This is a genomic window from Amnibacterium sp. (assembly GCF_025463795.1).
Classification (GTDB): Bacteria; Actinomycetota; Actinomycetes; order Actinomycetales; family Microbacteriaceae; genus Amnibacterium.
Genome location: NZ_JAODBE010000200.1, coordinates 1 through 16,968 on the forward strand (window position 1 = coordinate 1; position 16,968 = coordinate 16,968).

Consider the following 16,968-nt stretch of genomic DNA (forward strand, 5'->3'; position numbering starts at 1 on the left):
CCCCGCCGCTGGGGAACGGGTGAGGAGCCGTCCTATCGTGGAGCGATGAGCACCACCGAGTCGTCCGCCTACTTCGACACGAGCACCTGGGACCCGAAGGACGTCGTGTCGGGGGGCGCCAGGCGGATCCCGATCTCGACGCCGAGCGGCGAGTTCTCCGTCTGGACCAAGCGGGTCGGCACCGACCCGGACCTGAAGGTGCTCCTGCTGCACGGCGGCCCCGGCTCGACCGACGAGCTCTACGAGCCGTTCGACGTCTGGTTCCCGCGCGAGGGCATCGAGTACTACTACTACGACCAGCTCGGCTCGTTCCGCAGCGACCAGCCGGACGACCCGTCGCTCTGGGAGCTCTCCCGCTTCGTCGACGAGGTGGAGCAGGTGCGGGTCGCGCTCGGGCTCGACGCATCGAACTTCGTGCTGCTCGGCCAGTCGTGGGGAGGCCTGCTCGCCACCGAGTACGCGGTCCACCACCAGGAGCACCTCAAGGGGCTCGTGATCTCGAACATGATGGCGAGCGCGCCCGAGTACAACCGGTACGCGCGCGAGGTGCTCATGCCGGCGATGGATCAGGACGTGCTGGCGGAGATCCAGCGGTTCGAGGCCGAGGGCACCACGGACGACCCCCGCTACGAGGAGCTGCTCATGGCGCACCACTACCAGCAGCACGTCTGCCGGATCCCCGTGGCGGAGTGGCCCGATCCCGTCCTGCGCGGCCTCGCGCACACCAACCCGTCGATCTACGTGCCGATGCAGGGCCCGAGCGAGCTCGGCCTCACAGGGTCGCTCGAGGACTGGGACCGCTCCGGAGACCTCCGCTCCATCCGGGTGCCGACCCTGACGATCGGTGGCACGCACGACACCATGGATCCGGCGTACATGCGCTGGATGGCGGAGCAGCTGCCGAACGGCCGGTACCTGCACTGCCCGGACGGCAGCCACCTGAGCCAGTTCGACGACCCAGCGCACTACTTCCCGGGCCTGATCGAGTTCCTGAAGTCGCTCTGAGCCGGGCCCTGTCGACCATGGCATCGTCGGCGGTCGCGGGCGTGCTGACCGGCGTCCGAGTCGCCGACTTCAGCCGCGTGCTCGCCGGCCCGTACGCGACGATGATGCTCGCTGATTTCGGCGCCGACGTGATCAAGATCGAGAGCCCCGGCGGCGACGAGACCCGCGCGTGGCGGCCACCCGTCGACGCCGAGGGGAACGCCACCTACTTCGCCGCGGTCAACCGCAACAAGCGGTCCGTCGTCTGCGACCTCGCCGGAGACGGGGCCGAGCTCGCACGGCGGCTCGCCGCGACCGCCGACGTGGTCGTCGAGAACTTCCGCCCGGGCGTCATGGACCGCTTCGGACTCGGGTTCGAGCGGCTCGCGCAGGAGAACCCACGGCTCGTCTACTGCTCGATCACCGGATTCGGCTCGGGGGCCGGTGCCCAGCTGCCCGGCTACGACCTCGTGGTGCAGGCCCTCGGTGGCCTCATGAGCGTGACGGGCGAGGCGGACGGACCCCCGCTGAAGGTCGGCGTCGCCCTCGTCGACGTGCTCACCGGCCTCAACGCGTTCAGCGGCATCCTGCTCGCGCTCCGCCGCCGGGACGGGGGATCCGGCCCGCAGCGGATCGAGGTCGATCTCCTCTCGTCGCTGCTCGCCGGTCTCGTCAACGCCGGCTCGGCGGCCCTGACGACCGGGCGCTCGCCGGAGCGCAACGGGAACACGCATCCGAGCATCGCGCCGTACGAGACGTTCGAGACGGCGGACCGGACCATCGCGGTCGCCGTCGGCAACGACCAGCAGTTCGCGGCGCTGGCGCGGGAGACGGGGCTGCCCGAGCTGACCCGCGACCCGCGCTTCGCCGACAACGCGATGCGCGTGCAGCACCGCGACGTGCTGCACAACCTGCTCCAGGGACGACTCCTCGGGGCGACGGGGGACCAGTGGCAGGACCGCCTGACCCGCGCGGGGGTGCCCGCAGGCGTCGTGAACAGTGTCACGGAGGCGTTCGCGCTGGCCGCGCGTCTCGGCCTCGACATGGTGGTGGGGGAGGAGGGCGGCGCCCGCCAGGCCGCCGGCCCGATCCGGCTGTCCGGCGCTGCCGCCGGCTACAGGACGCCGCCGCCACGGCTCGGCTCGACCACCTCGCCGACGTGGCTCGACGAGCGCCAGAGCGAGGCGCGATGACCCCGCGCCGCCTCACAGCGCGCCTCTAGCGCGCGCACCGCCCACTCCCTAGCATCACCTCAGCAGGCACGGGCCTCAACGGCGAGGCGCCGGCCTGCTGTGCTCGTTTCGACGATGAAGGAGCCCCATGACCGCCACCGCGCCCGACCCCTCGGACACCAGCTCCCCGGCCGCGACGAACGAGGACACCCATCTGCTGTCGCTGGGCTACCGGCCGGAGCTGCGCCGCGTGCTCGGCCTGTTCGACAACTTCAGCATCGCCTTCTCGTACCTGTCGCCCATGGTCGGCGTCTATTCGCTGTTCGTGCTCGGGGCCGGTGCCGCGGGGCCCTCGTACATCTGGCTGATGATCCCCGTCGTGCTGTGCATGCTGCTCGTCGCGCTCGTCTTCGGCGAGCTCGGCAGCCACTACCCGCTGGCGGGTGCGCTGTACCAGTACGGCAAGCGCAGCGTCGGCCCGGCCTACGGCTGGTGGGTGGGCTGGATCTACGGGCTCGCCCTGCTCGTCACGGTGGCGAGCGTCGACACGGGCATGGCCGCCTACCTGGCCGCGCTGCTGAACGACCTGTTCGGGCTGAAGCTCGACGCGACGAACCACGCCACGATCCTCGTGGTGACCGTGCTGCTGATCCTCGTCCAGACGATCGTGAACACTGTCGGGGCGAAGGCGATGAGCCGCATCAGCCGCGTCGGCGTCTATGTCGAGACCATCGGGACCTTCGGCGTCGCGATCGCCCTCGCGATCGCCGGCTTCCACCACGGGCTCGACTTCCTGTTCTCGTCCCAGGGCGCGGAGACCGTGAAGTCGAACACGCTCGGCGTCGACTTCGGCGGATCGTGGGCGGCGGCCGCGCTCGTCGCGGTGCTCGCGCACAGCTACATCTTCTACGGCTTCGAGTCGGCGGGTGACGTGGCCGAGGAGACGAAGGACGCCTCCAGACACGTGCCACGGGCGATGCGGTCCTCGCTGCTCTACGGCGGGGTCGCGTCGTTCGTCCTCGTCGCCGGACTGCTCCTCGCCTCGCCGGCGAGCCACAAGGGCTACGCGGCCGCCCTCTCCTTCTCGGGCGGCATCCCGCTCATCCTGAGCGAGCTGCCGCAGTGGCTGCAGGACGTCTTCCTGCTCGTCGTCTGCATCGCGTTCTTCTCGTGCGGCACCGCCGTGCAGGGCGCCGGGTCCCGGCTGCTCTTCTCCTACGCCCGGGACCGCCAGCTGCCGGCGAGCGGGTGGCTGCGGCGCGTCTCCCCGCGGTTCCGCACGCCGGTGAACGCGCTCCTCGTCGCCGGCGTGGTGCCCGTCCTGTTCACCCTGCTCGTCAACGTGAACCCGGCCAAGGACGTGCACATCCTCTGGTTCGTGTTCCCGGCGGGCATCAACGCCCTGACCGCGCTCGTCTCGTTCGGCGTCTCCGGCATCTACCTGTCGTTCCTCCTCACGGTGATCGGCTCGATGATCGCCAGGAGCCGCGGATGGCGACCGGCGGGCGCCTTCCGGCTCGGCCGCTGGGGCTGGCCGGTGAGCATCGTCGCGGCGGTCTACCTCGCGCTCATGCTGCTGAACATCGTCGTCCCGACCGGGCTCACCAGTCCCCGGGGGGCGCTGTTCAACCTCGACTGGATCACCCTCGTGGTCGTGATCGTGCTGCTGCTGATCGGGGGCGTCTACTTCGTGATCGCCAGGCCGGACCGGCGCTCCGCGGACCGGATCGAGCGCGAGGACGCGCTCCGGTGAGCGGCGTGGCGGTCCGACGTTCGACACGGGCACCCGTCCGTGCCACGGTGACGCCATGACCGCATCCGGAGCCGATGGCGCACCGCACGTGTTCGACCAGACGAACGGGGTGCTCGGGGACGACGCCGACCGTCCCGAGAGCGCGCCGCGGCACGACGTGAAGCCGCCGAAGAGCTTCGGGGTGCCGCCGCTCACCTCGCTCTGACGACCGCCCACGGGCGCCTCACGCCCGGTCCCGCTACCGTTCCTGCATGACCAGCGAGGGAAGTGCCGCTCCGACGGACCGCGAGTACGCGGCATCCCAGGAGACGACGAGCCGTCATCCGCAGGACTGGGGGCGTGCCGTGGCGGTCGTGTTCGAGCGGCTCGCGGAGCAGGCCGCCGCCGACGGGGCGGACGTCGACGCTGCGCTGCTCGACGCGGACATCGCCCTGCACATCACCGAGACGGCCGACGGTGTCCGCATCGACGCGACGTGGCGCACGGGAGGCGGCGCCGCCTGACCCGCCTTCTGAGAGCCGGATGAGCGCCGACCCTCCTGGCTCCGTGGGAGCCGGGAGGCCGCTGCGGGTGCGCCGCGATCACCGCCGCAGGGCTTGATCCCGCACGTCTCGAGGGCTGCGCTTGGCGCACGGATCCGACGGCGCGCGAGGGAGAAGGGTCATGAGCGAGGGACGGGTGGTCGTGCTCACGGGCGCGTCGAGCGGGATCGGCCGGGCCGCCGCACTGCGGTTCGCGGCGAAGGGGGACCGCCTCGTGCTCGCGAGCCGCAGGGGGCCCGTGCTCGAGGCACTCGCCGCGGAATGCCGTGCCGCCGGAGGCGACGCGATCGCCGTCCCGACCGACGTCACCGACTGGGATGCGGTGCAGGCCCTCGCACGAGCCGCCGTGGCCCGGTTCGGCGGCATCGACATCTGGGTCAACGACGCAGCCGTCTCCGTCTTCGCCCCGGTGGTGGAGGTGCCGCTCGACGAGTTCCGGCGGGTGATCGACGTCGACGTCATGGGCTACGTGCATGGCGCCCGGGCCGCGCTGGAGGTGATGATGCCCAGCCGCCGCGGCGTGATCGTCAACGTGTCGTCGATCGTCGGCGAGATCCCGCAGCCCTACACGGCCGCGTACAGCATGTCGAAGGCCGCGGTGCGCGCGCTCGGCGTCAGCCTCCGCGCGGAGCTGCGGCTGCAGAAGCTGAAGGACGTCCACGTGGCCACCGTGCTGCCGCCGACCGTCGACACCCCGTTCTTCCGCCACTCCGCGAACCACACCGGCCGGCGCGTGCAGGCGATGCCGCCCGTGTACAGCGTGGACAAGGTCGCCGACGTCATCGTGGCCGCCGCCAGGTCCCCGAAGGACGAGATCGTGATCGGTCGGCTCGGCCGGACGATGGTGCGCCGCCACCGCCGCACGCCGCGGCCCGTCGAGGCGCAGATGGCGGTGATGGTGGAGACCACGCACCTCTCGCCCACCCGGCCGGCCGACGACACCTCGGGCATCCTGTTCGAACCCGCCCGGGATCCCGCCGACGCGACCGCCACGGGCGGCTGGGCGGGGCGCACCAGGACCGCCGGACGCCTGGCGCTCGCCGGTGCGCTCGCGGCGACCGGTGCCGCCGTCGTGGCGAGTCGCCTCGCGCGTCGCGCCACCTGACGCCCGGCCGCCGTCCCGGCGCGGGATAGCGTTCGCGCATGAGCGCGCCGATCCGAACCCCTGCCGGGACCGTCCGGTGACCGCCGGTGCCCAGGAGCTCCTGCGCCTGGCACGCGAGGTGGCCGTCGAGGCGGGGGAGCTCGCCGCGCGCCTGCGCCGCGAGGGCGTCGAGGTGCAGAACACGAAGTCGTCGCCGATCGACATCGTCACCGCCGCCGACCGGGCGGCGGAGGACCTCATCCGCGCCCGGCTCGCCGCCGCCCGGCCGGCGGACGGATTCCTCGGCGAGGAGTCGGGCGCCGGGACCGGCACCAGCGGCATCACCTGGGTCGTCGATCCGATCGACGGCACCGTCAACTACCTCTACGACCTGCCGAACTGGTCGGTGTCGATCGCCGCGGTCGAGGGGGATCCGGATCCGGAGACGTGGCGCGCGCTCGCGGGCGCCGTCGCCGCACCCGCCCTCGGCGAGGTCTTCACCGCCTCGGCGGGCGGCGGCGCGCACCTCGGCGATCGCGTGCTGCAGGTCCGACCCCCCGCCGAGCTGGATCGGGCCCTGCTGTCGACCGGGTTCCACTACACGCACGCGATCCGGGGCAACCAGGCCAGGGTCGCCGGGGAGCTGATCCCGCTGGTGCGGGATCTGCGCCGGACGGGTGGCGCGGCGATCGATCTCGCGTCGGTGGCCGCGGGGCGGCTCGACGCCTTCTTCGAGCAGGGGCTCAACCCGTGGGACCAGGCGGCCGGGGGCCTGCTCGTGACGGAGGCGGGCGGGGTGGTCACCGGTCTCGCGGGGGCCGCGCCGGCCAACCGCATGGTGATCGCCGGGCACCCGGCGGTGGTGCGGGAGCTCGACGGCCTGCTGCAGCGGCTCGGCGCCTGACGGCGCACGCAGGCAACCCACGATGGAACGACCTACCGTCGGACCATGAGCGACGACCCCTTCCTCGAGTCCCCTCCCAACGTGCCGCCGGGTGAGCGCAAGGACACCGACTACAGCCCGAGCAGCGACCGCGAGGTCGGCGAGCTGCAGGACGACCAAGCCGGCAGTCCCGCGCTCGACGACCCGGACATCGACCGCGACGCCGTGAAGGTGCTGCCCGGCACGGGCGACTACACCGACGACGGCCAGGTGGACGTCGACCCCGAGGACGTGCACATCCCACGCCACCCGGACGCGGACGGCGTCGGCCCCGTCGCGGATCATGCCGCACCCGACGGCGGGCAGCGCTGACGTGGCCGCTGCGGACGACCGGCCCTTCGACCTGACGGGCCGGGTGGCCGTCGTGACGGGCGCGCGACGCGGGCTGGGACGGGCGATCGCGGTCGCACTCGCCCGCGCAGGCGCCGATGTCGGACTCGGGCTGCGGGACGTCGACGACGACGGCGGCGCCGTCGCCGAGATCGAGGCGCTCGGCCGCCGGGCGGTGCCGCTCGCGATGGACGTGCTCGACGTCGAGGCGAGCCGAGCGGCGCTCGACACCGCGGCGGAGGCGCTCGGCGGGCTCGATGTGCTCGTGAACAACGCGGGCGGCGGGATCCCGTCGGCGCCCGCGGCCGAGGTGTCGCTCGACGACTTCGACCACGTCTGGGCGTGGAACGTGCGCAGCGCGTTCGCCCTCTCCCAGCATGCCGCGAAGCGCATGCGTTCGGCCGGGGGCGGGGCGATCGTGAACATGGCGTCCCAGGCCGGCCTCGTGGCGCTGCCCGGCGAGTCCGCCTACTGCATCGCCAAGGCGGCCGTCGTGCACATGACCCGGTGCCATGCCGTCGAGTGGGGCGTCGACGGCATCCGCGTGAACGCGGTCGCGCCGACCTTCATCGAGACGGACGGTACCGAGGCCGCGCTCGGGGACCCCGCGTTCCGCGCGGACACGGTGGAGCGGATCGCGGCGCTGCACCGCATCGGCGTGCCGCGCGAGGTGGCCGATGCCGTCGTGTTCCTCGCTGCGCCTGCAGCCTCGCTGATCACCGGCCAGACCCTCGCGATCGACGGCGGCTGGACGGCCCGCTGAGCCGAGCCCGCTGCCGCCGTCGCTGACGGATGATCCGGTCGTCAGCGGAGGACCGAACAGCCGTTCCGGTCCTCCGGGAGGGACCAGATCCTCCGTCGCCGACGGGTCCGGTGGTTACGCGTGCGACGTGTCGACCCACTCGCCCGTCTCGGCCGAGCGGAGCACCGCGTCGGTGAGGCGGGCCGCACGCAGCCCGTCGTCGAAGGTCGGCAGCCCGTCGGGACGCGCCCCGCCGATGGCGGCGTAGCTGTCGCGCACGAAGGCGGCGAAGGCGTCGAGGTAGCCCATCGGATGGCCGGGCGGCACGATCGAGAGCCGCAGCGCGTCCGCGCCGTTCTGCGGGCCGCCGCGGGACAGCAGGGTCGATTCCCCGCGGGCGCCGAGCCAGAGGCGGTTCGGCTCCTCCTGCTCGAACCGCACTGCGCCGCCTGCGGTCGCGACCTCGAGCACGAGTCCGTTGTCGTGCCCGGCAGCCACCTGGGAGACCAGCAGCGTGCCGATGGCGCCCGACGCCGTCTCGACGACGACCGCCGCCGCGTCCTCGCTGGCGACCGGATGCCCGTTCCGCTCGGGATGCACGGTCCGCGTGATGGCCAGAAGCCGCGTGATCCGCTCACCGGCGACGAACTCGGTGAGGTCGGCGAGGTGCGAGCCGATGTCGGCGAACGCCCGCGACGGGCCGCCGGCGGAGGGATCCGTGCGCCAGTCGTCGTCGTCCGGGTTCAGCAGCCAGTCCTGGAGGTAGGCGCCCTGCACGGTGAACACGCGGCCGCCGGAGCGGACCCGGTCGCGCGCCTCCCTGGCCATCGGATGGAACCGGTAGACGAACGGCACCGTCGCGACGATCCCGGCCTCACGGGCCGCGTCGGCGAGGCGTGCGGCATCTGCCGCGCTCGTGGCGAGGGGCTTCTCGCAGACGACCGGGAGACCCGCGGCGAGCACGGCCAGCGCGTGCTCCAGGTGCGCGGCGTTCGGCGAGGTGACGTGCACGACGTCGAGGTCGAGCGCGAGCAGCGCATCGACGGACTCTGCCGCCACGGGCACCCCGAGCGACTCCGCCGCGCGTCTGGCTCCGTCCGCGGAGCTCGTGGCCACCGCGACGACGTCCGCACCGGCCGCGCGGGCCGATCGGGCGTGCACGGCTCCCATGAAGCCGCCGCCGATGAGCCCGGCGCGCATCAGCCGAGGTCCGAGGCGGCCGCGGGGTCCCAGTCGGCGGGCAGCGGCTCCGGCTGCGGTGCGCGGCTCGCCACCTCGACGAAGCGGTCGGTGTCCGCCGCATCCGCGATGGACAGCATGACGTCGAGCACGTGCGCCGCGAGCGCCCCGCTCGCGCGCTCCGATCCGCCGGTGCGGATGGCGCGGGCGAGGTCGAGCACGCCGATGCCGCGGCCGGCGGTCGCGCCGACGGCGGTCAGCGTCTCGGGCTCGCTCGACCCGCGGCGCCACAGCACGGTGTCGCCCTCGAACCGGTTCGGATCGGGGAGCACCAGGACGCCGTCCGTGCCGGTGATCTCGACGAAGCCCTGGCGGGCCAGCGCCGACTGGAAGCTGAACGTCGACTGCGCCGAGGCGCCGCCGTCGGCGAACCGCAGCAGCGCGCCGACGTGGGTGGGCACCTCGACGGGGACATCGGTGCCGGCGAGGGGGCCGGATCCGACCGTGCGGGTCGGGAACGCCATGGATGCGGCGGCGGCGACGGAGCCGATGGAGCCGAACGCGGAGACGAGGGTCGTGAGGTAGTAGGGGCCCATGTCGAACAGTGGGCCGCCGCCCCGCGCGAACAGGAACGCGGGGTTCGGGTGCCACGACTCGGGGCCGGGGGAGAGCATCATCGTCGTCGCGCTGAGGGGCGCGCCGATCACGCCCTCCCGCACGGCACGCAGCGCCGTCTGGATCCCGGCGCCGAGCACGGTGTCGGGCGCGCAGGCGACCCGCAACCCTGCACGCCCGGCGTGCTCGAGCAGCTCCGTGGCGCTCGCCCGGTCGGTCGTCAGCGGCTTCTCGTTCCAGACGTGCTTGCCGGCGTCGAGGGCCCGGTGCGCCACGTCCGCGTGTGCCGCCGGGATGGTGAGGTTCACGACGATCTCGACGGAGTCGTCGGCGAGCAGCTGCTCGACCGAGCCGGACCCGGGCACGCCGTACTTCTGCGCCTGCGCCTCGGCCCGCGGGACGTCGAGGTCGGCGATGAACCGCACCGTCACGTCGGGGAACGTCGTGAGGTTCGACAGGTACTGGTCGCTGATGACGCCGGCGCCGATGACGCCGACGCCGACCGGGCCGCGGCTCATCGCTCGAGCTCGGAGACGAAGCGGAACGACTCGGCGAGCCCGTCGAACGGGTCGCCGGTGTACGCGTCGAACTCGAGCACCCGCATCGCCTGGGGCGCGGCGGCGAGCACGGCCCGCACGTCGACGTCGCCCTGCCCCGCGGGCAGCTGCGTCGAGGTGTCGCGGGTGATGGGGCCGTCCTTCACATGGATGAACTTCACGCGGTCGCCGAACCGGCCGAGCAGCGCCGGAGCGGACTCGCCGCCGACGGTCACCCAGAACGTGTCGACCTCGAGCACGACGGCGGGGTCGAGGTGCTGCTCGAGCAGCTCCAGGCCGGTGACGCCGTCGTGGTGCGCCTCGAGCTCGAACCAGTGGTTGTGGTAGCCGAAGGCGAGGTCGAACTCGGCCGCCGCGGCGGCGATCGTGTTCATCCGCTCGGCCGCCGCCTTGATGTCGTCGGCCGACTGCCAGTGCTCCGCGGGGTGGTGCGGATCGATCAGGGTGTGCACGCCGACCGTCTTCGCCGCCTCGAAGGCGGCGCGCGGGTCGTCGTACTGCAGCACCGGCGCGTGACCGGACGGCGCCGACAGCCCGGCGTCGCGCAGCCCGGCGGCGTACTCGTCGGCGCGGTCGACGAAGCCGTACAGCTCGACGTTCGTGAACCCGATGCCGGCGAGCCGCGTCAAGGCGCCGGGCAGATCGGCGGCCACGGCGTCACGCACCGAGTACAGCTGGACGGACAGGGGCTGGGTCGGCACGGGGTGCTCCTTCGCAGGACGTCGGCGGCGAGGTGGGCCCGCCTCGGTTCCAGGCTATCCCCGACGGTTCGTCGTCCGCCCCGACGAAGGCTGTGGAACCGCGATGACGGCGGCTCGGCCTGTCTCCGGCGCATCCGCAGGGATTCCCCCGACGGGCCCTCGCCCGGCCCGGTACCGTTACCGCGACGGCAACGGTTGCAGGCGTCGCACGGCCGGACACGGAAGCTCGACGGATGGCGGAGAAGGACAACGGGATCCCGCAGGAGGACCTCGCCGAGGCGGTCCGCGGCACCAGAGCGCTCGTCGGCGTCATCGCCGACTCCCTCATCCCGGCGCTCGACGAGGTGACGATGCCGCAGCTCCGGGCCCTCGTGCTGCTGCGGGCGCTCGGCCCCACCGCCGCGGGAGCGCTCGCGGCGCGGCTCGGCGTCACGGCCTCGACCGGGACCCGGCTCGTCGCCCGGCTCGTGCGCGGCGGCTGGGTGCATCGCAGCTCCGAGCCCTCCGATCGCCGCCTGATCACCCTCGACCTCACGCCTCCCGGAATCCGCCTCGTCGACGAGGCACGGCGGAGACGGGAGCAGGCGCTCGTCGCGATCCTCGGCCGGATGGATCCGGCCGACCGGCACGCGGCCATCGACGGCCTGCGCCGGTTCGGCGACGCTGCCGGCGAGCCGTCGCCCGAGAGCCTCGACCTGCTCGCGATGGACGCGGCGGCCGGGGACTGAGGGCTGAGGGCTGAGGGCCGGCGCTACCCGAGGAACCAGTCCCGCTGCGCGTTCTCGGCCGTCTGGTCCCGCAGCGGCTGCCGCGGTGCCGCCCAGCGGATGCCGTTCGCCAGCACCTGCAGGATCTCCGGCTGGTGGTAGACGGGGTACTCCTGGTCGCCGGGGGAGAAGTAGAAGATCCGGCCGAGTCCCCGCGTGTACGTGACGCCGGACCGGAACACCTCGCCGCCCTCGAACGACGACATGAACACGAGCTCGTCGGGCACCGGGATGTCGAACGGCTCGCCGTACATCTCCTGGCGCGGCACGACGATCGGGCTCGGCACGCCTGCCGCGATCGGATGCGTCTGGTCGATCGTCCACACGAGCTCGCGCTCGCCGTCGTTGCGCCAGAGGAGCGAGTTCGTCGTGCCGGTGAGGCGCTGGAAGATCTTCGAGTAGTGGCCGGAGTGCAGCACGAGCAGCCCCATGCCGGCGAGCACTCTCCGGTGCACGCGGTCGACGACCTCGTCCGCGACCTCGGCGTGACCGATGTGGCCCCACCAGAGCAGCACGTCCGTCTCGTCGAGCACGGCATCCGTCAGCCCGTGCTCCGGATCCTGCAGCGTCGCCGTGCGGAGCACGTCGTCCGCGCCGTCGAAGAACCCGGCGAGCCCCGCCGCGATCGCGCGGTGGATGCCGTCGGGGTAGTTCTCACGCACCACCGCGTCGCCGCGGGTCTCGTGCAGGTTCTCGTTCCAGACGGTGATCCTCATACGACCTCGACCTCCCGGCGCTCCTCGGCGGACCGATAGACCGCGTCGATCACGCGGCTGCGGTGCAGCGCGTAGTCACCGTACGCGTTCGCCCACGACCCGGAGCGGACCGTGGCGACGAACTCCTCGATGACCGCCAGGTGATGCCCCGCGGGCACGTGCACGGTCGGCGCGGTGACGACCGGTGCGCCCGCGACGTCGCCGTAGATGCGGATCGTGTCGTCCGTGGCGTAGTCGCGCACGAACAGGCGCACGCCGCCCGTCGCGCCGAGCAGCTCGACCGCGATGTCCTCCTCGTCGGCGGAGTAGCTCGCCCACGAGGTCTCGAGGTGGATGCTCCCGCCGGTGTCGAGGCGGAGCAGGGCGCTCGCGAAGTCCTCGACCTCGAACGTGCGGGTGCCGCCGGTCGTGGTCGAGCCGGTGCGACCGCCGCGGCCCGCCCGCCCGAGCTCCTCGTACGCCACCGCGCTGACGCTCGTCACCCTCGGTTCGTCCATCAGGTGCAGAGCGATGTCGAGCATGTGCGGGCCGAGGTCGACCATCGGGCCGCCGCCCGCCATCTGCCGGTTCGTGAACCAGGAGCCGAGGCCGGGGATGCCCACGCGGCGCCGCCAGCTGGAGCGGGCGTGGTAGATCCGCCCGATGTCGTGCTCGTCGAGGTAGCGGCGGAGGTACTGCACGTCCGCCCGGCGGCGGTGGTTGAACGCGATCTCGAGCACCCGGTTCGCAGCCCGCGCGGCGTCCACCATCTCCTGCGCGAGGGCACCGGTGGGCGCGAGCGGCTTCTCGCAGAACACGTGCTTGCCGCTGCCGAGCGCGGCGATCGCGATCGGGTGGTGCAGGTGGTTCGGGACGCCGATGCTCACGACGTCGAGATCGTCGCGGGCGACCAGGTCCTCCCAGTCGTGATGGAGGTTCGGCACGTCGCGCGACGCGCCCAGCTCCTCGAGTCGCGCCTGCTCCTGACCGGCGAGGGCGACGACCTCGACGCCCGGGAGCGACCGGAAGGCGTCCAGGGCGGTCGTGCCCGCGAAGCCGAGACCGACGACCCCGACGCGCAGCGGTTCGATGGAGGAGGGAGCGGGCACGTCGCACCTTTCTGACGGTCGTCGCCGGGCTCGTTGCCGCGGCGGCCGTTCACGCTAGCCCAGCGGTCCGACGGCTTCCTCATCGTTCGGTCAGGGTGGGTGTGGACCGCGCGCCCAGGCACGGTGCGGATGCTGGAGCGTGTGACGGCCACGCGTGCGACGGCCGCGGCGCCACGGTCCGCGGCGACGAGCAGGGACCCGTTCTTCGACAACGCGAAGTTCCTGCTCATCGTGCTCGTCGTGCTCGGACACAACTGGGTCCCCGCGATCGATCACATCCCGGCGGCGAAGGCGGCGTACGTGCTCGTCTACACCTTCCACGTACCGGCGTTCGCGCTGGTGTGCGGGATCTTCTCGCGCGGCTTCGAAGGGCGGCCGGAGCAGGTGCGCAAGCTGGTGACCACGGTCCTGGTGCCGTACGTGATCTTCGACGCCCTCTACGCGCTCGAGCTCGCGTGGCTGCGGCACGACAGCAAGCCGTTCGATCTGGCGTCGCCGATCTACGTGTGCTGGTTCCTGCTCGCGCTCTTCATCTGGCGCCTCACCGCCCCGCTCTGGCGCGCTGTGCGGTTCCCGATCGCGCTGGCGCTCGTCGTCTCGCTCGTCGCCGGGATCACGATCCGGGACGACGGGTTCGCGATCTCGCGGGCCGCGCAGCTGCTGCCGTGGTTCGTCGCCGGGCAGGTGCTGGGCGCGGACCGCTTCACCTGGCTCAAGGATGTGCGGGCGCGGATCGCCGGTGGCGCCGTGATGGCGGCGGCGGCCGTCGCGGCGTGGTTGCTGGCGCCCTCGATCGACGTGAGCTGGCTCAATCGGCAGCAGAGCGCGGGCGAGCTGCACGTGACGGTCCTGCAGTACCTCGGCGACGCCCTGCTGCTGGACGCGGTGACGGCGGTGCTCGTGCTCGCCGCGCTCGCGCTGGTCCCCGCCCGACGGTCGTGGCTCACCGCGCTCGGGGCCGCGACGATGTACCCGTACCTCCTGCACGGCCTCGTCGTGCGGCTGCTCGAGAGCGCGGGCGTGCACGGGGCGCTCATCGACCTCGGCTGGGTCGGCGTCGTGGCGATCAGCGTGCTCGCCGTCACGCTCGCGCTGGTGCTCGCCACCCCCGTCGTGCGGCGGGCGACCGGCTGGGCCGTCGAGCCGCGCTGGCTGCTCGCACGCTGACGATCAGCGGTCCCGGCGGGCGTTCGTGTACTCGTCCACGTACTCCTGGCCGCCCAGCTCCTGCAGCGCCCGCATGATCCGGTCGGTGAAGGCGCGGAGCGCCGCCCCGTCCGTGAGATCGCTGGTGCGCTCCGGGAGCAGCGGGGCGCCGACCCGCATCTCGATCCGGCGGATGCGCGGCAGCACGCTGTGGCTGTGCACCGGCATGACCTCGGCGGTGCCGATCATCGCGACCGGCACGACGGGTGCCCCGGAGAGGAGCGCCAGGCGGGCCACGCCGGTGCGTCCGCGATGCAGGCGGCCGTCCCGGGTCCGGGAGCCCTCCGGATAGATGCCGAGGACCGCGCCCTTCGACAGGATCTCGAGACCGGTGCGCAGGGACGCCTCCGACGCGGACCCGCCCGAGCGGTCGATCGGCTTCATCCCGGTGTGGGTGAGGAACAGGCCCACGAACCGGCCGGCAGCGCCCCGTTTGACGTAGTAGGTGCTCGCGGCGAGGAAGCGCACCCGCCGGCGGGCGAGCGCGGCGAGCGCGATCGGATCGATGAACGACAGGTGGTTGCCGGCGAGGATCACCGGGCCGGTCGCCGGGATGTGCTCCGCTCCGGTCACCGTCGGACGCAGCAGCAGGCGGAGCAGCGGACCGATGATGAGGAGCTTCAGGCCCCAGAACAGCATCGAGCCACCGTATCGGTGGTCGGCTCAGGCGGCGCCGCGGTGGGCCGTCATGCGGCAGATCGGGCAGATGCGGAGCAGCCGGGGATCCGAGGGGACGTGGCGGCCCGCCGCGTGATCGTCCACGAAGAACTTCCACCGGTTCGCGGCCGGCAGCAGCTCCGGATGCCCGTCGCGGTAGGCGGCGATCGCGTCCTGGGTGGTGAGGCCGTATCGGCGCCGTCCGTCCCTTTCCGGTTCGACGTCCCTGTCGAGCATGAGCACCTCCTCGTGATCGCATGCTGGGTCTCCGGGATGAAGAGCGCCTGGGTCCCGGCTGGCCGCGGCTCGACATCGTCCCTCGGCAGGTCTGCGGCCCGCGCGGTCGTCAGCCCCCGGTGCGCGGGCCCAACCCTCCATGCCGGCCGCAGATTGCGGCAGCGCCTCATCGCGAGCTCATAGGGAATCCTGACGTTCCCTTCCGTGTCCGATCGGATCGCCATAGGTCGCGCCGCCACCGTCGACCCCATGTTCAGGACCTATCTCACTCGCGAACTCAAGAACCGCCGACGGCAGACGCTCATCGTCGCCGTCGGGATGGCGCTCGCCATAGCGCTCGTCATCGTCGTGAACTCCGTCGCCGGCGGGGTCAAAGCCGCGCAGGCGAGCGCCCTCGCCTCGGTCTACGGCGTCGGCACGGACATCACGGTGACGAAGGCCGCCACGACCTCCTCCTCCGGCACGCAGCAGTTCACGTTCGGTGCCGGCGCCGGGAGCACGACCGGCGGCACGCGCACCTTCAACTCCGCGCAGCTGCGGACCGCCCGCGGCGTGACCACCTTCGCCGCCACCGCGGTCACGAAGATCGCCTCGACCAGCGGCGTGCAGGCCGCCACGGGCGTGCTCGGCCTGGAGAGCACGACGTTCAGCGGGCAGACCCCGAACTCGGGCTCGAGCAGCGCCCCGCAGACCCGGCCCACCGCCGGCACGGGCACGAGCGGCGGTCCCAGCTCCTTCGGCATCGACTCGACGACGGTGCTCGGCTACGACGTCGCCGCCTCGACGGCCGTCGGCCCGCTGTCGTCCACCGCCCTGACGAGCGGGCGGATGCTCACCGCGGCCGACGCCGGCAAGGACGTCGCCGTGCTTGACAGCGACTACGCGACGAGCGCGAGCAAGAAGGTCGGCAGCACCGTCACGATCGACGCCAAGACGTTCTCGGTCGTCGGCATCGTGAAGTCCACCTCCGCGAGCGGCGCCTCCGCCTCGAACCTCTACATCCCGCTCGACACCGCGCAGAAGCTCTCGGGCGACACCGGCAAGGTCACGAGCGTCTTCGTCCAGGCGACGAGCGCCGCCCAGATCGGTGCGGTGCAGACCGCGCTCGAGAAGAGCCTCGGCTCGCCCATGACGGTGAACACTCAGGCGAGCCTCGCCTCCACCGTCACCGGCTCGGTGTCGACCGCCGCGTCGCTCGCCCAGAGCCTCGGCCTGTGGCTGTCGGTGCTCGTGCTCGCAGCCGCGTTCCTGCTCGCCGTGCTGTTCACCGTCTCCGGCGTCACCCGGCGCACCAGGGAGTTCGGCACGCTGAAGGCCATCGGCTGGACGAACCGCCGCGTCGTCGGCCAGGTCGCCGGCGAGTCCGTGGTGCAGGGCCTCCTCGGCGGCGCCATCGGCGTCGCGCTCGGCCTCGCCGCGATCGCGGTGGTGAACGTGATCCACCCGACGCTCACCGCGTCCGCGGCGACCGCGACCGCGGGCCCCGGAGGACCCGGTGGCCCCGCTGGCGTGGCGCGTGCCGCGACCTCGGCGGCGTCCATCGCCCTCTCGCTGCCCGTCACCGCCTCCGTGCTCGGCCTCGCCGTGGCGCTCGCCATCCTCGGTGGCCTCGTCGCCGGCGCCTTCGGCGGCTGGCGCGCCACCCGCCTCCGTCCCGCCGCCGCACTCCGCAGCGTCGCCTGACCATCCGACTCG

19 protein-coding genes are annotated in these 16,968 nt (G+C 72.8%); 12 read left to right on the forward strand and 7 right to left on the reverse strand.

Annotated elements, in window-relative coordinates; genetic code table 11:
* Positions 1–45: 45 nt before the first annotated feature.
* The 9 genes from JWQ92_RS16375 (at position 46) to JWQ92_RS16415 (ending at position 7,571) form a co-directional block, all read left to right on the forward strand.
* Entirely contained in the window at positions 46–1,005 is a 960-nt protein-coding gene (locus JWQ92_RS16375; protein ID WP_297345529.1) for a proline iminopeptidase-family hydrolase, read from the forward strand.
* A gap of 17 nt (positions 1,006–1,022) precedes the next feature.
* Positions 1,023–2,177, forward strand: a complete 1,155-nt coding sequence (locus tag JWQ92_RS16380) for a CaiB/BaiF CoA-transferase family protein (protein WP_297345530.1) — start codon at positions 1,023–1,025, stop codon at positions 2,175–2,177.
* Between the two features lie 127 nt (positions 2,178–2,304).
* Positions 2,305–3,909 carry an APC family permease gene (locus JWQ92_RS16385; RefSeq protein ID WP_297345531.1) on the forward strand — a complete coding sequence of 535 codons (1,605 nt, stop codon included), beginning with the start codon at positions 2,305–2,307 and terminating at the stop codon, positions 3,907–3,909.
* Between the two features lie 55 nt (positions 3,910–3,964).
* Positions 3,965–4,114: a hypothetical protein gene (locus JWQ92_RS16390; RefSeq protein ID WP_297345532.1), complete on the forward strand. Its 150-nt coding sequence runs from the start codon at positions 3,965–3,967 to the stop codon at positions 4,112–4,114.
* 46 nt (positions 4,115–4,160) lie between these two features.
* Positions 4,161–4,412, forward strand: a complete 252-nt coding sequence (locus JWQ92_RS16395) for a hypothetical protein (protein ID WP_297345533.1) — start codon at positions 4,161–4,163, stop codon at positions 4,410–4,412.
* A 160-nt stretch (positions 4,413–4,572) separates the two neighbouring features.
* Complete coding sequence (locus JWQ92_RS16400; protein ID WP_297345534.1) at positions 4,573–5,556, forward strand: SDR family oxidoreductase; 984 nt, start codon at positions 4,573–4,575, stop codon at positions 5,554–5,556.
* 76 nt (positions 5,557–5,632) lie between these two features.
* Complete coding sequence (locus JWQ92_RS16405) at positions 5,633–6,439, forward strand: inositol monophosphatase family protein (protein ID WP_297345535.1); 807 nt, start codon at positions 5,633–5,635, stop codon at positions 6,437–6,439.
* A gap of 45 nt (positions 6,440–6,484) precedes the next feature.
* A complete protein-coding gene (locus JWQ92_RS16410; RefSeq protein WP_297345536.1) occupies positions 6,485–6,790 on the forward strand; it encodes a hypothetical protein in 306 nt (101 codons plus the stop codon).
* A gap of 1 nt (position 6,791) precedes the next feature.
* Entirely contained in the window at positions 6,792–7,571 is a 780-nt protein-coding gene (locus JWQ92_RS16415; RefSeq protein ID WP_297345537.1) for an SDR family NAD(P)-dependent oxidoreductase, read from the forward strand.
* 114 nt (positions 7,572–7,685) lie between these two features.
* Here JWQ92_RS16415 and JWQ92_RS16420 read toward each other — a convergent pair whose 3' ends face one another.
* Genes JWQ92_RS16420 through JWQ92_RS16430 form a run of 3 tightly spaced genes read right to left on the reverse strand, consistent with a single transcriptional unit; the run spans position 7,686 to position 10,602 of the window.
* Positions 7,686–8,750 carry a Gfo/Idh/MocA family oxidoreductase gene (locus tag JWQ92_RS16420; RefSeq protein WP_297345538.1) on the reverse strand — a complete coding sequence of 355 codons (1,065 nt, stop codon included), beginning with the start codon at positions 8,748–8,750 and terminating at the stop codon, positions 7,686–7,688.
* Positions 8,750–9,862, reverse strand: a complete 1,113-nt coding sequence (locus JWQ92_RS16425) for a Gfo/Idh/MocA family oxidoreductase (RefSeq protein ID WP_297345539.1) — start codon at positions 9,860–9,862, stop codon at positions 8,750–8,752. Before JWQ92_RS16425 ends, JWQ92_RS16420 begins: the two co-directional genes overlap by 1 nt.
* Positions 9,859–10,602: a sugar phosphate isomerase/epimerase gene (locus JWQ92_RS16430; protein ID WP_297345540.1), complete on the reverse strand. Its 744-nt coding sequence runs from the start codon at positions 10,600–10,602 to the stop codon at positions 9,859–9,861. Before JWQ92_RS16430 ends, JWQ92_RS16425 begins: the two co-directional genes overlap by 4 nt.
* Before the next feature lie 233 nt (positions 10,603–10,835).
* On the opposite strand from JWQ92_RS16430, the gene JWQ92_RS16435 reads away from it, so the two are divergent.
* The gene (locus JWQ92_RS16435; protein ID WP_297345541.1) at positions 10,836–11,330 is read left to right on the forward strand and encodes a MarR family transcriptional regulator; all 495 of its coding nucleotides are present in this window, start codon (positions 10,836–10,838) and stop codon (positions 11,328–11,330) included.
* A 23-nt stretch (positions 11,331–11,353) separates the two neighbouring features.
* Here JWQ92_RS16435 and JWQ92_RS16440 read toward each other — a convergent pair whose 3' ends face one another.
* Together JWQ92_RS16440 and JWQ92_RS16445 are read right to left on the reverse strand one after the other, a co-directional pair.
* A complete protein-coding gene (locus tag JWQ92_RS16440; RefSeq protein WP_297345542.1) occupies positions 11,354–12,085 on the reverse strand; it encodes a ThuA domain-containing protein in 732 nt (243 codons plus the stop codon).
* A complete protein-coding gene (locus JWQ92_RS16445) occupies positions 12,082–13,173 on the reverse strand; it encodes a Gfo/Idh/MocA family oxidoreductase (RefSeq protein ID WP_297345543.1) in 1,092 nt (363 codons plus the stop codon). Before JWQ92_RS16445 ends, JWQ92_RS16440 begins: the two co-directional genes overlap by 4 nt.
* 141 nt (positions 13,174–13,314) lie before the next feature.
* Between JWQ92_RS16445 and JWQ92_RS16450 the strand changes: the two genes are divergently transcribed.
* On the forward strand, positions 13,315–14,340 hold the full coding sequence (locus JWQ92_RS16450; protein ID WP_297345544.1) for an acyltransferase family protein: 1,026 nt from the start codon (positions 13,315–13,317) through the stop codon (positions 14,338–14,340).
* Between the two features lie 3 nt (positions 14,341–14,343).
* Here the strand turns inward: JWQ92_RS16450 and JWQ92_RS16455 are convergent, their stop codons facing one another.
* Positions 14,344–15,018, reverse strand: a complete 675-nt coding sequence (locus JWQ92_RS16455; RefSeq protein ID WP_297345545.1) for a 1-acyl-sn-glycerol-3-phosphate acyltransferase — start codon at positions 15,016–15,018, stop codon at positions 14,344–14,346.
* Positions 15,019–15,042: 24 nt separating this feature from the next.
* Positions 15,043–15,273, reverse strand: a complete 231-nt coding sequence (locus JWQ92_RS16460) for a hypothetical protein (RefSeq protein ID WP_297345546.1) — start codon at positions 15,271–15,273, stop codon at positions 15,043–15,045.
* Positions 15,274–15,477: 204 nt separating this feature from the next.
* Here JWQ92_RS16460 and JWQ92_RS16465 point away from each other — a divergent pair, with 204 nt between their 5' ends.
* Complete coding sequence (locus JWQ92_RS16465; RefSeq protein ID WP_367276756.1) at positions 15,478–16,956, forward strand: ABC transporter permease; 1,479 nt, start codon at positions 15,478–15,480, stop codon at positions 16,954–16,956.
* The last annotated feature ends 12 nt before the right edge of the window (positions 16,957–16,968 follow it).